The 18,067-nt window shown below is 55.0% G+C and carries 14 protein-coding genes; all 14 read left to right on the forward strand.

Translation table 11 applies throughout. The features are described from left to right. Window positions 1-115: 115 nt before the first annotated feature. Complete coding sequence (gene rplK / locus INT33_RS07025) at window positions 116-547, forward strand: 50S ribosomal protein L11 (protein ID WP_018917744.1); 432 nt, start codon at window positions 116-118, stop codon at window positions 545-547. A 2-nt stretch (window positions 548-549) separates the two neighbouring features. Next, window positions 550-1,242: a 50S ribosomal protein L1 gene (gene rplA, locus INT33_RS07030; protein ID WP_192536486.1), complete on the forward strand. Its 693-nt coding sequence runs from the start codon at window positions 550-552 to the stop codon at window positions 1,240-1,242. Between the two features lie 303 nt (window positions 1,243-1,545). Next, window positions 1,546-2,049 (forward strand): 50S ribosomal protein L10, encoded by a 504-nt coding sequence (rplJ, locus tag INT33_RS07035; protein WP_106374976.1) that lies wholly within the window; start codon window positions 1,546-1,548, stop codon window positions 2,047-2,049. Between the two features lie 111 nt (window positions 2,050-2,160). Further along, entirely contained in the window at window positions 2,161-2,532 is a 372-nt protein-coding gene (rplL, locus tag INT33_RS07040; RefSeq protein WP_087108966.1) for a 50S ribosomal protein L7/L12, read from the forward strand. A 257-nt stretch (window positions 2,533-2,789) separates the two neighbouring features. Next, window positions 2,790-6,866, forward strand: coding sequence for a DNA-directed RNA polymerase subunit beta (gene rpoB, locus INT33_RS07045; RefSeq protein WP_193091501.1), 4,077 nt, complete (start codon window positions 2,790-2,792; stop codon window positions 6,864-6,866). 10 nt (window positions 6,867-6,876) lie between these two features. Continuing rightward, window positions 6,877-11,091, forward strand: coding sequence for a DNA-directed RNA polymerase subunit beta' (rpoC, locus tag INT33_RS07050; protein WP_193091502.1), 4,215 nt, complete (start codon window positions 6,877-6,879; stop codon window positions 11,089-11,091). A gap of 188 nt (window positions 11,092-11,279) precedes the next feature. Continuing rightward, window positions 11,280-11,654: a 30S ribosomal protein S12 gene (gene rpsL, locus INT33_RS07055; protein WP_106374972.1), complete on the forward strand. Its 375-nt coding sequence runs from the start codon at window positions 11,280-11,282 to the stop codon at window positions 11,652-11,654. A 163-nt stretch (window positions 11,655-11,817) separates the two neighbouring features. Then, window positions 11,818-12,288, forward strand: coding sequence for a 30S ribosomal protein S7 (rpsG, locus tag INT33_RS07060; protein ID WP_018917738.1), 471 nt, complete (start codon window positions 11,818-11,820; stop codon window positions 12,286-12,288). Window positions 12,289-12,535: 247 nt separating this feature from the next. Continuing rightward, window positions 12,536-14,659 carry an elongation factor G gene (gene fusA / locus INT33_RS07065; protein ID WP_193091503.1) on the forward strand — a complete coding sequence of 708 codons (2,124 nt, stop codon included), beginning with the start codon at window positions 12,536-12,538 and terminating at the stop codon, window positions 14,657-14,659. Between the two features lie 29 nt (window positions 14,660-14,688). Continuing rightward, window positions 14,689-15,882 carry an elongation factor Tu gene (gene tuf / locus INT33_RS07070; protein WP_192536490.1) on the forward strand — a complete coding sequence of 398 codons (1,194 nt, stop codon included), beginning with the start codon at window positions 14,689-14,691 and terminating at the stop codon, window positions 15,880-15,882. Between the two features lie 159 nt (window positions 15,883-16,041). Next, complete coding sequence (gene rpsJ, locus INT33_RS07075) at window positions 16,042-16,353, forward strand: 30S ribosomal protein S10 (RefSeq protein ID WP_007112007.1); 312 nt, start codon at window positions 16,042-16,044, stop codon at window positions 16,351-16,353. Window positions 16,354-16,504: 151 nt separating this feature from the next. Then, complete coding sequence (gene rplC / locus INT33_RS07080) at window positions 16,505-17,143, forward strand: 50S ribosomal protein L3 (protein WP_192536491.1); 639 nt, start codon at window positions 16,505-16,507, stop codon at window positions 17,141-17,143. 15 nt (window positions 17,144-17,158) lie between these two features. Then, window positions 17,159-17,764 (forward strand): 50S ribosomal protein L4, encoded by a 606-nt coding sequence (rplD, locus tag INT33_RS07085; RefSeq protein ID WP_018917734.1) that lies wholly within the window; start codon window positions 17,159-17,161, stop codon window positions 17,762-17,764. Then, a complete protein-coding gene (gene rplW, locus INT33_RS07090) occupies window positions 17,761-18,057 on the forward strand; it encodes a 50S ribosomal protein L23 (RefSeq protein ID WP_009723902.1) in 297 nt (98 codons plus the stop codon). Before rplD ends, rplW begins: the two co-directional genes overlap by 4 nt. The last annotated feature ends 10 nt before the right edge of the window (window positions 18,058-18,067 follow it).

Genomic DNA, 18,067 nt, shown 5'->3' on the forward strand with positions numbered 1-18,067 from the left:
TCGCACGTTAAGAGTAGGGCGCTAATAGCGCCATATATTCGTAAGAGGCAGCCTGTGGCTGTCTCGTTAGTCCCGGGGAGCCGCAAGGCGCTATTACCCAATTGGAGTATTTACCATGGCCAAGAAAGTCCAGGCTTATATCAAACTGCAGGTAGCTGCAGGTAAAGCCAATCCAAGTCCGCCCGTAGGCCCCGCGCTGGGTCAGCACGGCGTGAACATCATGGAATTCTGTAAGGCGTTTAACGCCGCGACTCAAGAAATTGAGCCGGGCCTGCCGACGCCTGTCGTGATCACTGTCTACTCTGACCGTAGCTTCACGTTCGTTACCAAAACGCCGCCTGCTGCCGTGCTGCTGAAAAAAGCCGCTGGTATCAAGTCGGGTTCTGGCGAGCCGAACAAGAAGAAGGTCGGCACCGTGACTCGCGAGCAGCTTGAAGAGATCGCCAAGACTAAAGAGCCGGATCTGACGGCTTCTGATCTCGATGCCGCCGTACGTACTATCGCAGGCAGCGCTCGTAGCATGGGCCTTAACGTGGAGGGTCTCTGATCATGGCTAAACTGTCTAAGCGCGCGAAGGTAATTCGCGAGAAAGTAGATGCCAACAAGGCTTACTCTCTGGAAGAAGCGGTTGCACTGCTTGCTGAGCTGTCTACCGTTAAGTTCAACGAGTCTGTTGACGTTGCGATCAACCTGGGTGTTGATCCGCGTAAATCTGACCAGGTTGTACGTGGCGCTACCGTTATGCCTAACGGCACCGGTAAAGACGTACGCGTAGCGGTCTTTACTCAAGGTGCTAACGCCGATGCTGCTAAAGAAGCAGGCGCTGACATTGTGGGTATGGAAGATCTGGCTGAGCAAGTGAAGAAGGGCGTAATGGACTTTGACGTCGTTATCGCTTCTCCGGATGCTATGCGCGTTGTCGGTCAGCTGGGCCAGATTCTGGGTCCGCGTGGCCTGATGCCCAACCCGAAAGTCGGCACCGTAACGCCTGACGTTGCGACTGCTGTCAAGAACGCCAAAGCTGGTCAGGTACGCTTCCGTACTGACAAAAACGGCATTATCCACACTACGCTGGGTAAAGTGACGTTTGATGCGGCTTCTGTTCAAGGCAACCTTGAAGCACTGGTTGCTGACCTTAAGAGGCTCAAGCCGAGCTCCTCTAAAGGTATTTACTTTAAGAAAGTCACCCTGTCCACTACCATGGGCCCAGGTCTGACTATCGACCACTCTGCGCTGGTATAAGCAGGTCGTCGACAGGTTTTAAGTAAGAACCGAGCAAGAACTTTGCGGTCCTCTGGTTAGGTAAACCTGCCGGAGCACCGTCAAAGACCGCAGGTGCCGCGCTGGATGTCTCATCTCAACGCGGCTTAATTGCCTAAAGCGCCTGCGCAGATGGTGTGGCCGCCAGTTGGTTGTAGCTTTTTAGCGACTTCGCTTTCTGGTGAGCACCATCCCCTAAGGCTTCCAGCGCTGGTTATATCAGGCCTGGAAGAGATGGTAACCTCCGAAGCCTTGAAAAGGTTTCGGCACGAAGGAGTGATCACTGTGCCACTAGCACTTGAAGGCAAGAAAGCGATTGTTGCCGAGGTCAGTGAAGCGGCCAAGGGCGCACTCTCCGTCGTAGTTGCCGATTCTCGCGGTGTAACGGTCGGTAAAATGACCGATCTGCGTAAGCAGGCACGTGAGAATGGTGTAGAGCTGCGCGTTGTTCGCAACACGCTGGCTCGCCGCGCCCTCGAGGGCACTCAGTGGGAGTGTCTGAACGAGAGCTTTGTTGGTCCGACTCTGTTGGCTTTCTCTACTGATCATCCGGGCGCTGCCGCTCGCTTGTTCAAAGATTTTGCTAAAACTGAGCAGAACTTCGAAGTGAAGGCGTTGGCCTACGAAGGCGAACTGATCCCGGCTGCTGACATCGACCGTCTGGCAACCCTGCCGACTTACAACGAAGCAATTGCCAAGTTGATGTCGGTAATGAAAGAAGCCTCCGCTGGCAAGCTGGTTCGTACCCTGGCCGCCCTGCGCGATCAGAAGCAAGAAGAAGCTGCGTAAGCAGACCTTTTTGCAGGCGGCGTGAACGCTATGCCGATTGCGTTGCCTGAACCGAGCAATGAATCCTGAGTCCTCGGCCGACCGAGACTCCCGCAAAGTTAGGAATGAAAAATGGCACTGTCTAAAGACGATATCATCAATGCTGTAGCCGACATGTCCGTAATGGAAGTTGTTGAGCTGATCGAAGCAATGGAAGAGAAGTTCGGCGTATCAGCTGCTGCAGCTGTTATGGCTGGCCCGGCTGCTGGCGGCGAAGCTGCTGCAGAAGAGCAAACCGAGTTTGACCTGGTTCTGACCGCTGCTGGTGACAAGAAAGTTAACGTCATCAAAGCCGTTCGTGAAATCACTGGTCTTGGCCTGAAAGAAGCTAAAGGCGCTGTTGACGGCGCTCCGGCAACTATCAAAGAAGCCATGTCCAAAGACGACGCAGAAGCAGCAAAAGCGAAGTTGGAAGAAGCGGGCGCAAGCGTCGAGCTCAAGTAATTCTTGTGCTGACGGCTTTACGCGCTGCGTAAGCTTCCACGGCTGGCGGCGGGTTTTCCCGCTGCCGGCCTTTTTCTGTTGCAACTTATAGGTTGTTACAGAAACACAGTAATACCGTTGTTGTAATACTGTTATCGATCAAGATTTTCGACGGCGAGCTACCGATTTAGGAGCTTGCTGTCTGCGTCTGACACGCCCGCGCAGGGCAGCGATGACCACGCATCGGTCACCCATGGTGAACAAGCTGGGGAATACAGATGGCTTACTCATATACTGAGAAAAAACGCATCCGCAAGGATTTCGGCAAACTGCCCCAAGTGATGGATGTGCCTTACTTGCTGGCCATCCAGCTTGATTCCTATTACGACTTTCTCCAGCAAGATCGTTCGCCTGACGAGCGTCACGAAGTTGGCCTGCATGCGGCGTTCAAGTCCGTGTTTCCGATCGAGAGTTTCTCGGGTAACGCAGCACTTGAGTACGTTAGCTACCGTTTTGGCACGCCGGCGTTCGATGTTAAGGAGTGTCAGCTGCGCGGCGTGACGTATTCCGCCCCGCTGCGCGTCAAGGTTCGCTTGATCATTTATGATCGCGATTCCTCGAACAAGGCAATCAAGGATATTAAAGAGCAAGAAGTCTACATGGGGGAAATCCCCCTGATGACTGAGAACGGTACCTTTGTGATCAACGGTACTGAGCGGGTTATCGTTTCCCAGCTCCACCGCTCGCCCGGTGTGTTCTTCGATCACGACAAAGGTAAGAGCCACTCCTCAGGCAAGTTGCTCTACTCTGCCCGCGTAATTCCTTACCGTGGCTCTTGGTTGGACTTTGAGTTCGACCCGAAAGACAACGTGTTCGTGCGTATTGACCGTCGCCGTAAACTGCCGGCTTCGGTACTAATGCGTGCGCTCGGCATGAGCACTGAAGAAATTCTTAGTGAATTCTTCGAAACTAGCGTATTCCACATTGAGAAATCCGGTTTCTCTGTGGAGCTGGTGCCGTCGCGCCTGCGCGGTGAAACCGCCACCTTTGACATTAAAGATGGCAGCGGCGAGCTGATTGTTGAAGAAGGTCGTCGGATCACTCAGAAGCACATTCGTCAGCTTGAAAAAGCCGGCCTTGAGCGTCTGGACGTGCCGATGGAGTACCTGTTCGGCAAAACGCTGGCCCACGATCAAGTGGATACCAAGACCGGCGAGCTGATCTGCCCGTGTAATACTGAAATTACCCCTGAAGTGCTTGAGCGTATGGCTCAGGGCGGTATCACGCGCATTGAAACGCTTTACACCAACGACCTGGATTGCGGCTCGTTCATTTCCGACACCCTGAAGTTGGATACGACCGGATCGGCGTTGGAAGCGCTGGTTGAAATTTACCGCATGATGCGTCCCGGCGAGCCGCCCACTAAAGAGTCGGCTGAAACGCTGTTCCACAACCTGTTCTTTACTGAAGATCGCTACGATCTTTCAGGTGTGGGCCGCATGAAGTTTAACCGTCGTCTGCGTCGCGAAGCCGACACGGGTTCCGGCGTGCTGGACCGCAAAGACATTCTCGACGTACTGCGCGAGCTGATCAATATTCGTAACGGCTTCGGTGACGTCGACGATATCGATCACCTGGGTAACCGTCGTATTCGCTGCGTAGGCGAAATGGCCGAAAACCAATTCCGTGTAGGTCTGGTGCGTGTTGAGCGTGCGGTCAAAGAGCGTCTTTCCATGGCGGAAAGCGAAGGCCTAATGCCGCAGGATCTGATCAACGCCAAACCGGTTGCAGCGGCGGTGAAAGAGTTCTTCGGTTCAAGCCAGCTGTCCCAGTTTATGGACCAGAACAACCCGCTTTCGGAAGTTACCCACAAGCGTCGCGTGTCTGCACTCGGCCCGGGTGGTTTGACCCGTGAGCGCGCTGGCTTTGAGGTGCGCGACGTACACGCCACGCACTACGGTCGTCTGTGCCCCATCGAGACACCTGAAGGCCCGAACATCGGTCTGATCAACTCGCTGGCCACTTACAGCCACACCAACAGCTACGGCTTCCTTGAAACGCCGTACCGTAAGGTTAATGCCGGTCAGGTAACTGACGATATCGTTCACCTGTCAGCGATCGAAGAGGGCGACTTTGTTATCGCCCAGGCATCTGCTGCTGTGGATGAGTCCAACAAGCTTTCTGACGACCTGGTTCAGGTACGTCACCGTGGTGAAACCACCTTCATGCGTCCTGAGCAAGTGACGCTGATGGACGTTTCTCCGCGTCAGGTTGTATCGGTGGCGGCTGCCCTGATTCCGTTCCTGGAGCACGATGATGCTAACCGCGCCTTGATGGGTGCGAACATGCAGCGTCAGGCCGTTCCTACTCTGCGTGCTGACAAGCCGCTTGTGGGAACCGGCATGGAGCGTTTCGTGGCACGTGACTCCGGCGTATGTGCCGTGGCGCGTCGTGGCGGTGTTATCGACTCGGTAGATGCACGTCGTGTGGTGGTACGGGTTAGCGAAGATGAGATCATCGGCGGTGAAGCCGGCGTTGATATCTACAACCTGACCAAGTACACCCGTTCGAACCAGAACACCTGTATGAACCAGCGCCCCATCGTGCGTCCTGGTGACAGCGTTGCGCGCGGCGATATTCTCGCCGACGGCCCGTCTGTCGATATGGGTGATCTGGCACTCGGTCAGAACATGCGTATCGCGTTCATGCCCTGGAACGGCTACAACTTCGAGGACTCCATCCTGCTATCTGAGCGGGTGGTTCAAGAAGACCGTTTCACCACGATCCATATTCAGGAACTGACCTGTGTGTCTCGCGACACCAAGCTGGGGCCGGAAGAGATCACCTCTGATATTCCCAATGTCGGTGAATCCGCACTGGGCAAATTGGACGAGGCGGGCGTTGTTTACATCGGTGCTGAAGTTGGCCCGGGCGACATTCTGGTCGGTAAGGTAACGCCGAAGGGCGAAACCCAGCTGACGCCAGAAGAGAAGCTGCTGCGTGCGATCTTCGGTGAGAAGGCGTCTGATGTTAAAGATACCTCCCTGCGTGCTCCTACGGGCATGAAAGGTACGGTTATCGACGTTCAGGTGTTCACTCGCGACGGCGTGGAAAAAGATTCACGTGCGCTCTCCATCGAGCAAATGCAGCTGGATGAAGTGCGTAAGGACCTGCAGGAAACCTACCGTATTGCTGAAGATGCAACGTTTGAGCGTCTGCAGCGTACGCTGGATGGCCAAGCCGTTAACGGCGGCCCGAACCTCAAGAAAGGCGACGTGCTGGACGAGGCTTACCTCGACGAGCTGCCGCGTCAGCAGTGGTTCAAACTGCGCATGCAGGATGAGTCCTACAATGAGCTTCTGGCCCAGGCCGACGAGCAGCTGGAAAACCGTCGTAAAGAGATGGATGAGCGTTTCGAAGATAAGAAACGCAAGTTGACCCAGGGCGATGATCTGGCGCCTGGCGTTCTCAAAATCGTCAAGGTTTACATGGCGGTCAAGCGTCGCATCCAGCCAGGCGACAAGATGGCCGGTCGTCACGGTAACAAAGGTGTTATCTCCGCGATCATGCCGATCGAAGACATGCCATTCGACGAGAAGGGCGAACCGGTCGACGTGGTACTTAACCCGCTGGGTGTACCGTCACGTATGAACGTGGGTCAGATTCTGGAAACCCACCTGGGTATGGCGGCACGTGGGCTGGGTGTCAAGATTGACGCTATGCTCCGCGATGCGCGTGGCCAGCAGGTTGCCGAGATTCGTGACTTCCTGGGGCAGGTGTACAACACGCCGGGTGCTCGCGCTGAAGATCTGGACTCGCTCAGTGATGAAGAAGTCATTGCGCTGGCCAAGAACCTTAAAGGCGGTGTGCCCATGGCCACGCCGGTATTTGATGGTGCCAAAGAGCACGAAATCAAACACCTGCTGAAGCTTGCGGACATCCCTGAGTCAGGTCAGATGAAACTGCACGATGGCCGTACCGGTGATGCGTTTGATCGCCCGGTAACCGTCGGCTACATGTACATGCTGAAACTGAACCACCTGGTAGACGACAAGATGCACGCTCGTTCTACCGGCTCTTACTCGCTGGTTACCCAGCAGCCCTTGGGTGGTAAAGCACAGTTCGGTGGTCAGCGCTTTGGTGAGATGGAAGTGTGGGCGCTGGAAGCCTATGGCGCGGCCTACACCCTGCAAGAGATGCTCACCGTCAAATCGGACGACGTCGAAGGCCGCACCAAGATGTACAAAAACATCGTGGATGGCGACCACACCATGCAGGCAGGCATGCCGGAATCCTTCAATGTACTCGTGAAGGAAATCCGCTCGCTGGGCATCGATATCGAGTTAGAGAGCTAGGAGCCGTGCTATGAAAGATTTGGTGAAAGTACTCAAATCGCAATCTCAGTCCGAAGAGTTTGACGCGATCAAGATTACTCTGGCGTCGCCGGACATGATTCGCTCCTGGTCGTTTGGCGAGGTGAAGAAGCCTGAGACCATCAACTACCGTACCTTTAAACCGGAGCGGGACGGTCTGTTCTGCGCCAAGATTTTTGGCCCGGTAAAGGATTACGAGTGCTTGTGCGGTAAGTACAAGCGCATGAAGCACCGCGGCATCATTTGTGAAAAGTGTGGCGTTGAAGTCACCAAGGCTGCCGTGCGCCGTGAGCGCATGGGTCACATTGAGCTGGCATCCCCAGTTGCCCACATCTGGTTTCTGAAATCATTGCCGTCGCGTATCGGTATGTTCCTCGATATGACGCTGCGTGATATCGAGCGCGTGCTGTACTTTGAGAGCTTCGTGGTTATCGATCCAGGCATGACCACGCTTGAGCGTGGTCAGCTCTTAAACGATGAGCAGTACTTTGAAGCTCTTGAAGAGTTCGGCGATGACTTTGATGCCCGCATGGGCGCCGAAGCGGTGCAGGAACTGCTCAAAGATATCGATCTTGAAGAAGAGATTAATACCCTGCGTGAAGAAATTCCGCAGACCAACTCTGAAACCAAGATCAAGAAGCTTTCGAAGCGCTTAAAGCTGCTTGAAGCGTTTTACCACTCCGGCAATGCGCCGGCGTGGATGGTCATGGAAGTGCTGCCTGTCCTGCCGCCGGATTTACGTCCGCTGGTACCTCTAGACGGCGGCCGCTTCGCGACCTCCGATCTTAACGACCTTTACCGTCGTGTGATCAACCGTAACAACCGCCTGAAGCGTCTGCTCGACCTTAATGCGCCGGATATCATCGTGCGCAACGAGAAGCGTATGCTTCAGGAAGCGGTCGATGCACTGCTTGACAACGGTCGTCGTGGCCGCGCGATCACGGGCTCCAACAAGCGTCCGCTGAAATCGCTCGCCGACATGATCAAAGGTAAGCAGGGTCGTTTCCGTCAGAACTTGTTGGGTAAGCGCGTCGATTACTCGGGCCGTTCGGTAATTACCGTGGGTCCGACCCTGCGCCTGCACCAGTGTGGTCTGCCGAAGAAAATGGCGCTGGAGCTGTTCAAGCCGTTTATCTACTCCAAGCTTCAGTCGCTGGGCTTCGCCTCAACGATTAAAGCCGCGAAGAAAATGGTTGAGCGCGAGCTTCCGGAAGTGTGGGACATCCTTGCTGATGTTATCCGCGAGCACCCGGTACTGCTTAACCGTGCACCGACGCTTCACCGTCTGGGTATCCAGGCGTTTGAGCCGCTGCTGATCGAAGGTAAAGCGATCCAGCTGCACCCGCTGGTGTGTGCGGCCTACAACGCCGACTTCGACGGTGACCAGATGGCGGTACACGTACCGCTGACCCTGGAAGCCCAGCTTGAAGCCCGTGCGCTGATGATGGCGACCAACAACGTGCTGTCGCCCGCTAACGGCGAGCCGATCATCGTACCGTCGCAGGACGTTGTTCTGGGTCTTTACTACATGACCCGCGAAAAGATCAACGCCAAAGGCGAAGGCATGGTGTTCTCCGACCTCAATGAGGTTGAGCGCGCCTTCGGAACTCAGTCTGTATCGCTTCATGCCCGCATTACCGTGCGTCTGGACGAAGTGGATATCGAAGAAGAGACCGGTGCCAAGTCTTACCATCGTCGCCTGTATAAAACGACGGTGGGTCGCGCCATGCTGTTCCGCATTCTGCCGGAAGGCGTGCCGTTCCCGCTGATCGACCAGCCGATGAAGAAAAAGGCTATTTCCGGCCTGATCAACGAGGTGTATCGCCGCTCAGGCCTCAAGCCGACGGTTATCTTCGCTGACCAGCTGATGTATACCGGTTTCCGCCTGGCAACCTGGTCGGGCGCCTCCATCGGTGTTAACGACTTCGTTATCCCGGATGCCAAGACCGAAATCGTCGATGCGGCCGAAGCCGAAGTTAAAGAGATCGAAGACCAGTTCTCTTCTGGCCTAGTAACAGCGGGTGAGAAGTACAACAAGGTTATCGATATCTGGTCCAAGGCCAACGATAAAGTCGCCAAGGCGATGATGGTCGGCATCTCGAAAGAGACCGTTATCGATCGCGATGGTAACGAGGTTGAGCAGGATTCGTTCAACAGCGTCTTCATCATGGCCGACTCCGGTGCCCGGGGTAGTGCCGCTCAGATCCGTCAGCTTGCCGGTATGCGTGGTCTGATGGCCAAGCCGGATGGCTCGATCATCGAAACGCCGATCGTGGCCAACTTCCGTGAAGGTCTGAACGTACTTCAGTACTTCATCTCGACCCACGGCGCGCGTAAAGGTCTGGCGGATACGGCCCTGAAAACGGCTAACTCCGGTTACCTGACCCGTCGTCTGGTCGACGTGGCCCAGGATCTGGTCATCACCGAGGTCGACTGTGGTACTGAAAACGGTCTGACCCTGCACCCGATCATCGAGGGTGGCGACATCATCGTACCGCTGTCACAGCGTGTACTGGGTCGTGTGGTGGCACTGGACGTTGTTGATCCGGGTACCGAGGAGATCTTGATTCCGCGCGGTACGCTGCTTGACGAGAAATGGTGTGCTGAGCTCGACACCATGGGTGTGGATGAGATTATCGTACGCTCAACCATTACCTGTGATACGCCACACGGCGTGTGTTCGTCCTGTTATGGACGTGATCTTGCCCGCGGCCACCAGGTCAACATCGGTGAGTCTGTCGGTGTTATCGCCGCTCAGTCAATCGGTGAGCCGGGTACCCAGCTGACCATGCGTACGTTCCACATCGGTGGCGCGGCATCGCGTTCATCAGCCGTGGATAGTGTACAGGTCAAGCACGGCGGTAAGGTGCGTCTGCACAACATCAAGCACGTAGAGCGTGCTGACGGCAAACTGGTCGTCGTATCGCGTTCCAGCGCCCTGGCGGTCGCCGATGATCACGGCCGTGAGCGTGAGTACTACAAGCTGCCTTATGGCGCCGAGCTTTCCGTACGTGACGGCGACGTGGTTGATGCCGGTGCGATGGTCGCTAAGTGGGATCCGCACACCCACCCGATCATTGCAGAAGTAGAGGGTAAAGCGCAGTTCATCGATCTCGACGAAGGTGTCACCATGCACCGCTCAGTCGACGAGATGACCGGTCTTTCTTCTATCGAGGTTATTGAGTCCGCCGCCCGCCCGATGGCTGGCCGCGACAAGCGTCCGATGGTAATGCTGCAGGACGCCGCCGGTGAGTACGTGTCGGTTTCCGGCTCGAATACGCCAGTGCAATACCTGTTGCCGGGTAATTCCATTATCTCTGTAGATGATGGCTCGACTATCGGTGTGGGTGAGGTAGTTGCCCGTATTCCGGTTGAGGCATCAGGTAACAAAGATATCACCGGTGGTCTGCCGCGCGTTGCCGACCTGTTCGAAGCGCGTAAGCCGAAAGAATCAGCGATCCTGGCTGAAATCAGCGGTGTTATCAGCTTCGGTAAAGAGACCAAAGGTAAGCGTCGTTTGACGATTACGCCGGAGTCTGGCGATCCGTTTGAAGCGCTGATCCCGAAATGGCGTCAAATCGCCGTGTTCGAAGGTGAAGCGGTTGAGAAGGGTGAAGTCATCTCCGATGGCCCGAGCAACCCGCACGATATCCTGCGTCTGCTGGGTGTCGCGGAACTTGCCAAGTATATTACGGCCGAAGTGCAGGACGTTTACCGTCTGCAGGGTGTTGGCATCAACGATAAGCACATTGAAGTTATTGTGCGTCAGATGCTGCGCAAAGTAGAAATTGCCGATTCGGGCGATTCTGACTTCATCACTGGCGACCAGGCTGAGCTTGTGCGTGTGTTGGAGCAAAATGCCCGTCTCGAGAAAGAAGGTAAGTTCCCGGCTAAGTATCAGCGTCTGCTGCTGGGTATTACCAAGGCCAGTCTGGCGACCGAGTCGTTCATCTCTGCGGCCTCCTTCCAGGAGACAACCCGTGTACTGACCGAAGCGGCAGTCACCGGCAAGCGCGATTATCTGCGCGGCCTGAAAGAAAACGTGGTAGTTGGGCGTCTGATTCCGGCAGGTACCGGTCTGACTCACCACGCTGAACGTCGCCGCAAACGCGAAGACGTTGAGCGCCTGTTCAATCCCTCAGCGACTGAGGTAGAGCAGGAGCTTGGAGCACAGTTGACAGCGCTTGATTCTGACGACGAGCTCTAAAACCGAGTAGTAAAAAATGAGTATCTGATCCTAGAGCCGTTAACTTGCCGGTTAAACCGCCGGCAAGACTTGACGGCGCCTAGGATCAGCCTTTAGAATGCGCAGCCTTTAACAGTGGGGTGGGTGCGCCCGCATCCGCTGCCCGTATTTGTTGAAGGCTAGGCAACCATTGGAGTCAGCTAAACACCATGGCAACGATTAATCAGCTAGTGCGCAAGCCGCGCAAGCGCCCCGTTACTAAAAGTGACGTGCCCGCGCTGCAAGCTTGTCCGCAAAAACGCGGCGTATGTACGCGTGTATACACTACTACCCCTAAGAAGCCGAACTCGGCCCTGCGTAAGGTTTGCCGTGTGCGCCTGACCAACGGTTTCGAAGTTTCTTCTTACATCGGTGGTGAAGGTCACAACCTGCAAGAGCACTCTGTTGTTCTGATTCGCGGCGGTCGTGTCAAGGATTTGCCAGGTGTGCGTTATCACACCGTTCGTGGCGCCCTGGACACCTCTGGCGTACAGAACCGTAAGCAGGGTCGTTCCAAGTACGGTACCAAGAAGCCGAAGTCCTAAGTTCTGGGCGTCAAGGCTGCTTGAGACGGTGCTGTATTTCCGTCTGTTATCTTTAACACGAATATATGACGGTCTGATAAGAGTAAGGTCGGGCGGCGCTAAGCGCCGAAAGCCTAGCGCGAGTTCCGGGTTTACCTGAAGGATCCTTAATTGAGGGCTTATCATGCCTAGAAGAAGAGTTGTAGCTAAACGCGAAATCCTGCCGGATCCTAAGTTCGGAAGTGAGCGTCTGGCGAAGTTCATGAACCACCTGATGGTCAGCGGCAAGAAGTCCATAGCTGAGCGCATCGTTTATGGTGCGTTGGACAAGGTTGCCGAGCGTAGTAGTGAAGAGCCGCTGGAAATCTTCGACAAAGCGCTGGAAACCATCCAGCCGATGGTCGAAGTGAAGTCGCGCCGCGTAGGTGGTGCGACCTATCAGGTGCCGGTTGAAGTTCGTCCGTCTCGCCGTCAAGCGCTCGCTATGCGCTGGCTGGTGGACGCGGCGCGTCGTCGCGGTGAGAAAACGATGGTACAGCGTCTGGCAGGCGAAATGCTGGATGCGGCAGAAGGGAAAGGTTCAGCCGTTAAGAAGCGCGAAGACGTGCATCGTATGGCCGAAGCCAACAAAGCTTTCTCGCACTATCGTTTCTAAGAGCGTCGTTTCTAAGAGCGTCGTTTCTAAGAAAGACGATTCGACGTACGGCGTTTGTAAGCGCAGTGTTTGTAGAGTTCGCGTTTATATATGCACGTTGTTTCAGCAGGGCGTCATTGAAAGTGTTAAGTCGAGTCGCTTTGTTGCAACACCCCGCCGTTATCATTTTGTGATAGCGGCGGTAGCGTAAGGCTCACTTTTGCCGCTGCTAAATTAACGAGCATCGCCAACTAACGGGAGTTTCACCGTGGCACGCAAGACACCACTTAAGCGTTATCGCAATATTGGTATCGTAGCGCACGTCGACGCGGGTAAAACCACGACGACCGAGCGTGTACTGTTCTACACCGGTCTTTCTCACAAAGTGGGCGAAGTGCACGACGGTGCGGCGACGACTGACTGGATGGAGCAGGAGCAGGAGCGTGGTATTACTATCACCTCAGCTGCTGTAACTACCTTCTGGCAGGGTATGGCCAAGCAGTTCGACGAGCACCGTATCAACATCATCGATACACCTGGGCACGTTGACTTCACTATCGAAGTTGAGCGTTCGCTGCGTGTTCTTGATGGCGCGGTCGTTGTACTGTGCGGTTCTTCCGGCGTTCAGCCGCAGACCGAAACCGTATGGCGTCAGGCCAATAAGTACGAAGTACCGCGTATGGTCTTCGTCAACAAGATGGACCGTACCGGCGCTGATTTCTTCATGGTTGTAGACCAGTTGAAAGAGCGTCTGGGTGCGAATGCCGTGCCGATCCAGATTAACTGGGGTACGGAAGAAGACTTTAAAGGTGTTGTCGACCTAATTCAGATGAAGGCTATTCTGTGGGATGAGGCTAGCCTGGGTATGAATTTTGACCTCGTGGATATTCCGGCTGAGCTGCAAGAAACTGCCGAGAAATATCGCGAGCAAATGGTTGAAGCGGCTGCCGAAGGCTCTGACGAGCTGATGGAGAAGTACCTGGAAGGTGGTGAGCTTTCGATCGAAGAGATCAAGGCTGGCCTTCGTGCACGTACTCTGGCTAACGACATTGTTCTGGTTACCTGTGGTTCTGCCTTTAAGAACAAAGGCGTTCAGGCAGTGCTGGACGGCATTATCGAATACATGCCTTCGCCGACTGAAGTTAAGGCGATCGAAGGTGAGCTGGACGATAAAGACGGCACCATCGCTACTCGTGTGGCCGATGATGATGCTCCGTTTGCGGCGTTGGCATTCAAGATCGCGACCGACCCCTTCGTTGGTACGCTGACCTTTATCCGCGTCTACTCGGGCGTTCTGAAGTCTGGTGACGGTGTATATAACTCCGTTAAGCAGAAGAAAGAGCGTGTGGGTCGTATCGTTCAGATGCACGCCAACTCGCGTGAAGAGATCAAAGAGATCCTGGCGGGCGATATTGCAGCGTGTATCGGCCTGAAAGACGTCACCACGGGTGACACACTGTGCGATATCGATAACAAAATTGTTCTCGAGCGCATGGAGTTCCCGGATCCGGTTATCTCGGTAGCCGTTGAGCCGAAGACCAAGTCCGACCAGGAAAAAATGGGTATTGCACTGGGCAAGTTGGCCCAGGAAGATCCCTCTTTCCAGGTTAAAACCGACGAAGAAACCGGCCAGACCATCATCTCTGGTATGGGCGAGCTCCACCTGGACATTATCGTTGACCGTATGCGTCGCGAGTTCAAGGTTGAAGCTAATATCGGTAAGCCGCAGGTAGCGTACCGCGAAACTATTCGTGGCAGCGTTGAGCAGGAAGGTAAGTTTGTACGTCAGTCTGGTGGTCGTGGTCAGTACGGTCACGTTTGGCTACGTATCGAGCCGCTGACTGCTGAAGAGAAGGGTGAAGGCGAAGCTGAGATTTTCTTCAAATTCAACTCTGAAATCGTAGGTGGCACGGTTCCCAAGGAATACGTCCCCGCGGTTGAGAAAGGTGCTTACGAGCAGCTTAAAAACGGTGTCATCGCGGGTTACCCGATGATCGACGTTAAAGTGTCGCTGTTCGATGGCTCTTTCCATGACGTAGACTCTAACGAGACTGCGTTCAAGATTGCTTCTTCTATGGCAGTGAAGGAAGGTGCCAGGAAGGCCAAGGCCGTGCTGCTGGAGCCGGTGATGAAGGTCGAAATCGTGACTCCCGAAGAATTTATGGGTGACGTCATGGGCGACCTGAGCCGTCGTCGCGGTCTGGTGCAGGGCATGGATGACTCTTCTGCAGGTAAAGTCATTCGTGCAACGGTGCCGCTGGGTGAGATGTTCGGTTACGCAACCGACCTGCGCTCACAAACCCAGGGCCGTGCGAGCTACTCTATGGAGTTCTCGAAGTACGACGAGGCGCCCTCCAGCGTCGTTGAAGCCGTCATCAATCAAAACGGTTAACCGTTAGCTAACGTAAAGAGGTTATAGCAGTGGCTAAGGAAAAATTCGAACGTTCCAAACCGCACGTCAACGTCGGCACCATCGGTCACGTCGACCACGGTAAAACGACCCTGACTGCGGCCCTGACCCGCGTTTCTGCTGAGGTTTTCGGCGGCGACTGGCGTGAATTCGATACTATCGATAACGCTCCTGAAGAGCGTGAGCGTGGTATCACTATCGCGACTTCGCACGTGGAATATCAGTCTGAAGTGCGTCACTACGCGCACGTTGACTGCCCAGGACACGCTGACTACGTCAAGAACATGATCACCGGTGCAGCGCAGATGGACGGCGCGATCCTGGTATGTTCTGCCGCTGACGGCCCGATGCCGCAGACTCGCGAACACATCCTGCTGTCTCGCCAGGTTGGCGTACCGTTCATCGTTGTGTTCCTGAACAAGGCAGACATGGTCGATGACGAAGAGCTGCTCGAACTGGTAGAGATGGAAGTTCGCGAACTCCTCGACCAGTACGACTTCCCGGGCGACGACACGCCGATCATCACTGGTTCTGCGCTGATGGCTCTGAACGGTGAAGATGAGAACGGTATGGGTACTACTGCCGTTGCTAATCTGATCAAAGCTCTGGATGACTACATTCCTGAGCCGGAGCGTGCTATCGACCAGCCGTTCCTGATGCCGATCGAAGACGTATTCTCTATCTCTGGCCGTGGTACTGTTGTTACCGGTCGTGTAGAGCGCGGTATTGTCAATCCGGGTAACGAAGTTGAGATCGTGGGTATCCGCGAGACCACCAAGACCATCGTTACCGGTGTTGAAATGTTCCGTAAGCTGCTCGACGAAGGTCGTGCAGGTGAGAACGTTGGCGCCCTGCTGCGTGGTACTAAGCGTGATGACGTTGAGCGTGGTCAGGTTCTGGCCAAGCCGGGCACCATCAAGCCGCACACTACCTTCGAAGCAGAAGTTTACGTACTGTCCAAAGAAGAAGGTGGTCGTCACACGCCTTTCTTCAAGGGCTACCGTCCCCAGTTCTACTTCCGTACCACCGATGTAACGGGTACTTGTGAACTGCCGGAAGGTGTTGAAATGGTAATGCCGGGTGACAACGTTCAGATGGTTGTTACTCTGATTGCTCCGATCGCTATGGACGACGGTCTGCGCTTCGCAATTCGCGAAGGTGGTCGTACCGTTGGTGCTGGCGTTGTGGCAAAAATCGTTCAGTAATCATTTTACTTGATCGATGAAGGGGGCTCTCGCGAGCCCCCTTTTCTGCGCACCAATAGCAAATGTTTGACATGGGCTTTTGGCGTGCCTATAATGCGCATCCTTTGAATGCGTGGGTAGACGGCTCGCGCCGTCGACATCCATTGGAGTTTAGGGCAAATGCAGAACCAAAAGATTCGCATTCGGTTGAAAGCGTTCGACCATCGCCTGATCGATCAGTCCACAGCGGAGATTGTTGAAACCGCTAAGCGTACTGGTGCTCAGGTTCGTGGACCGATTCCGCTGCCGACCAACCGCGAGCGCTATACCATTCTGATTTCACCGCACGTCAACAAAGATGCGCGTGACCAGTATGAGATTCGCACGCACAAGCGTGTGCTCGACATCGTTGAGCCGACTGAAAAAACTGTTGACGCGCTGATGAAGCTCGATCTCGCTGCTGGCGTAGACGTGCAAATCAAGCTCAACTAATTACACTAGACACTTGCGGCCCAGCGTTCATCACTTTTACCGCATGAACAGCAGCCGCCGCGCCGTGAGGCGCCATACAATGTGCTAGTGGAATGCTCTGGAAAGGGCAGCCATAGCGGGTGATAGCCCCGTACACTATAGGAGACTGAGTATGACTATCGGTTTAGTCGGTAAAAAGGCCGGGATGACCCGTGTCTTTACCGAAGATGGCGCATCCGTGCCCGTAACCGTTATTGAAGTTGATCCTAACCGTGTTACACGCGTTAAGACTGTCGAGTCTGACGGTTACGCAGCGGTTCAGGTCACTACAGGTTCTCGTAAAGCCAAACACCTCACCAAAGCCCAGGCAGGTCAATTTGCCAAGGCGGGCGTTGAGGCTGGTCGTTCGCTGATGGAATTCCGCCTTGCAGAAGGTGAGGAAGCTCCTGAAGTGGGTGGCGAAATCACCGTATCCCTCTTTGAAGCTGGTCAAATGATCGATGTGACCGGCACCTCTAAGGGTAAAGGCTTCCAGGGTGCTGTTAAGCGCTGGAACTTCCGTACCCAAGACAACAGCCACGGTAACTCCCTGTCGCATCGCGCACCGGGTTCTATCGGCATGTGTCAAACACCAGGTCGCGTATTTAAAGGCAAAAAAATGGCCGGTCAGATGGGTAACGCCCGCTGCACCGTACAGAGCCTTGAGATCGTCCGTGTTGACGCCGAGCGTAACCTGCTGCTGATCAAGGGCGCCGTACCGGGAGCACCCGGCAGCGACGTTATCGTTCGCAGCGCCGTGAAAGCTGGCTGAAGGGGATAATTACCAATGAATCTGAATCTTGCTGCAGGCACGGGTACCGTTGAAGTAGCCGACGCCACTTTTGGCAAAGAATTCAACGAAGCGCTAGTTCACCAGGTTGTTACCGCCTATTTGGCTGGTGGCCGTCAAGGTACTCGCGCTCAAAAGAGCCGTTCCGATGTTCGCGGTGGTGGTAAAAAACCGTGGCGTCAGAAAGGTACCGGTCGTGCACGTGCCGGAACCATCCGTTCTCCGCTGTGGCGCAGTGGCGGCGTAACCTTCGCGGCACGTCCGCAAGACTACACCCAGAAGGTTAACCGCAAAATGTACCGCGCGGCGATGCGCTCCATCTTGTCTGAGCTGGTACGTCAAGAGCGTTTAGTCGCGATTGAAGAGTTCAGCGTCGAAGCGCCCAAGACCAAGCAGGTAGCTGCCAAGCTGAAAGAGCTCAACCTTGAGAAAGTGTTGATCATCACCGAAGAACTTGATGAAACGCTCTATCTAGCCGCACGCAACCTTCCCCACGTTGACGTGGTGGATGTCGCGGCAGCTGACCCGGTTAGCCTGGTTGCCTTTGATAAGGTCCTGGTTACCGTCTCCGCCCTGCGTAAATTCGAGGAGAAGCTGGCATGAACCAGGAACGCGTATTCAAGGTTCTGCTTGGACCGCACGTGACCGAAAAGGCCGCGATGGCTGCAGAGCGCAACCAGTACGTTTTCAAGGTGGCGTCTGATGCTACCAAGCCCGAGATCAAGAAAGCCGTTGAAGCACTGTTCGGCAAGAAGGTCGGCAGCGTTCAAGTGCTGAACGTGAAGGGTAAAACCAAACGTACTGCACACGGCGTTGGTCTGCGTAAGGGTTACCGCAAAGCGTATGTGACCCTGGCTGCGGGCGAAACGCTCGAAGACTTCTCTGGCGCCGAATAAGGGCAGGAGT

The organism is Halomonas colorata, from assembly GCF_014897985.1.
Classification (GTDB): domain Bacteria; phylum Pseudomonadota; class Gammaproteobacteria; order Pseudomonadales; family Halomonadaceae; genus Vreelandella; species Vreelandella colorata.

What these genes read in the sequence shown, in the direction of transcription:
- rplK (WP_018917744.1), top strand. Translation starts at nt 116, where the DNA reads ATGGCCAAGAAAGTCCAGGCTTATATCAAACTGCAGGTAGCTGCAGGT.
- rplA (WP_192536486.1), top strand. Translation starts at nt 550, where the DNA reads ATGGCTAAACTGTCTAAGCGCGCGAAGGTAATTCGCGAGAAAGTAGAT.
- rplL (WP_087108966.1), top strand. Translation starts at nt 2,161, where the DNA reads ATGGCACTGTCTAAAGACGATATCATCAATGCTGTAGCCGACATGTCC.
- rpoB (WP_193091501.1), top strand. Translation starts at nt 2,790, where the DNA reads ATGGCTTACTCATATACTGAGAAAAAACGCATCCGCAAGGATTTCGGC.
- rpoC (WP_193091502.1), top strand. Translation starts at nt 6,877, where the DNA reads ATGAAAGATTTGGTGAAAGTACTCAAATCGCAATCTCAGTCCGAAGAG.
- rpsL (WP_106374972.1), top strand. Translation starts at nt 11,280, where the DNA reads ATGGCAACGATTAATCAGCTAGTGCGCAAGCCGCGCAAGCGCCCCGTT.
- rpsG (WP_018917738.1), top strand. Translation starts at nt 11,818, where the DNA reads ATGCCTAGAAGAAGAGTTGTAGCTAAACGCGAAATCCTGCCGGATCCT.
- rpsJ (WP_007112007.1), top strand. Translation starts at nt 16,042, where the DNA reads ATGCAGAACCAAAAGATTCGCATTCGGTTGAAAGCGTTCGACCATCGC.
- rplC (WP_192536491.1), top strand. Translation starts at nt 16,505, where the DNA reads ATGACTATCGGTTTAGTCGGTAAAAAGGCCGGGATGACCCGTGTCTTT.
- rplD (WP_018917734.1), top strand. Translation starts at nt 17,159, where the DNA reads ATGAATCTGAATCTTGCTGCAGGCACGGGTACCGTTGAAGTAGCCGAC.
- rplW (WP_009723902.1), top strand. Translation starts at nt 17,761, where the DNA reads ATGAACCAGGAACGCGTATTCAAGGTTCTGCTTGGACCGCACGTGACC.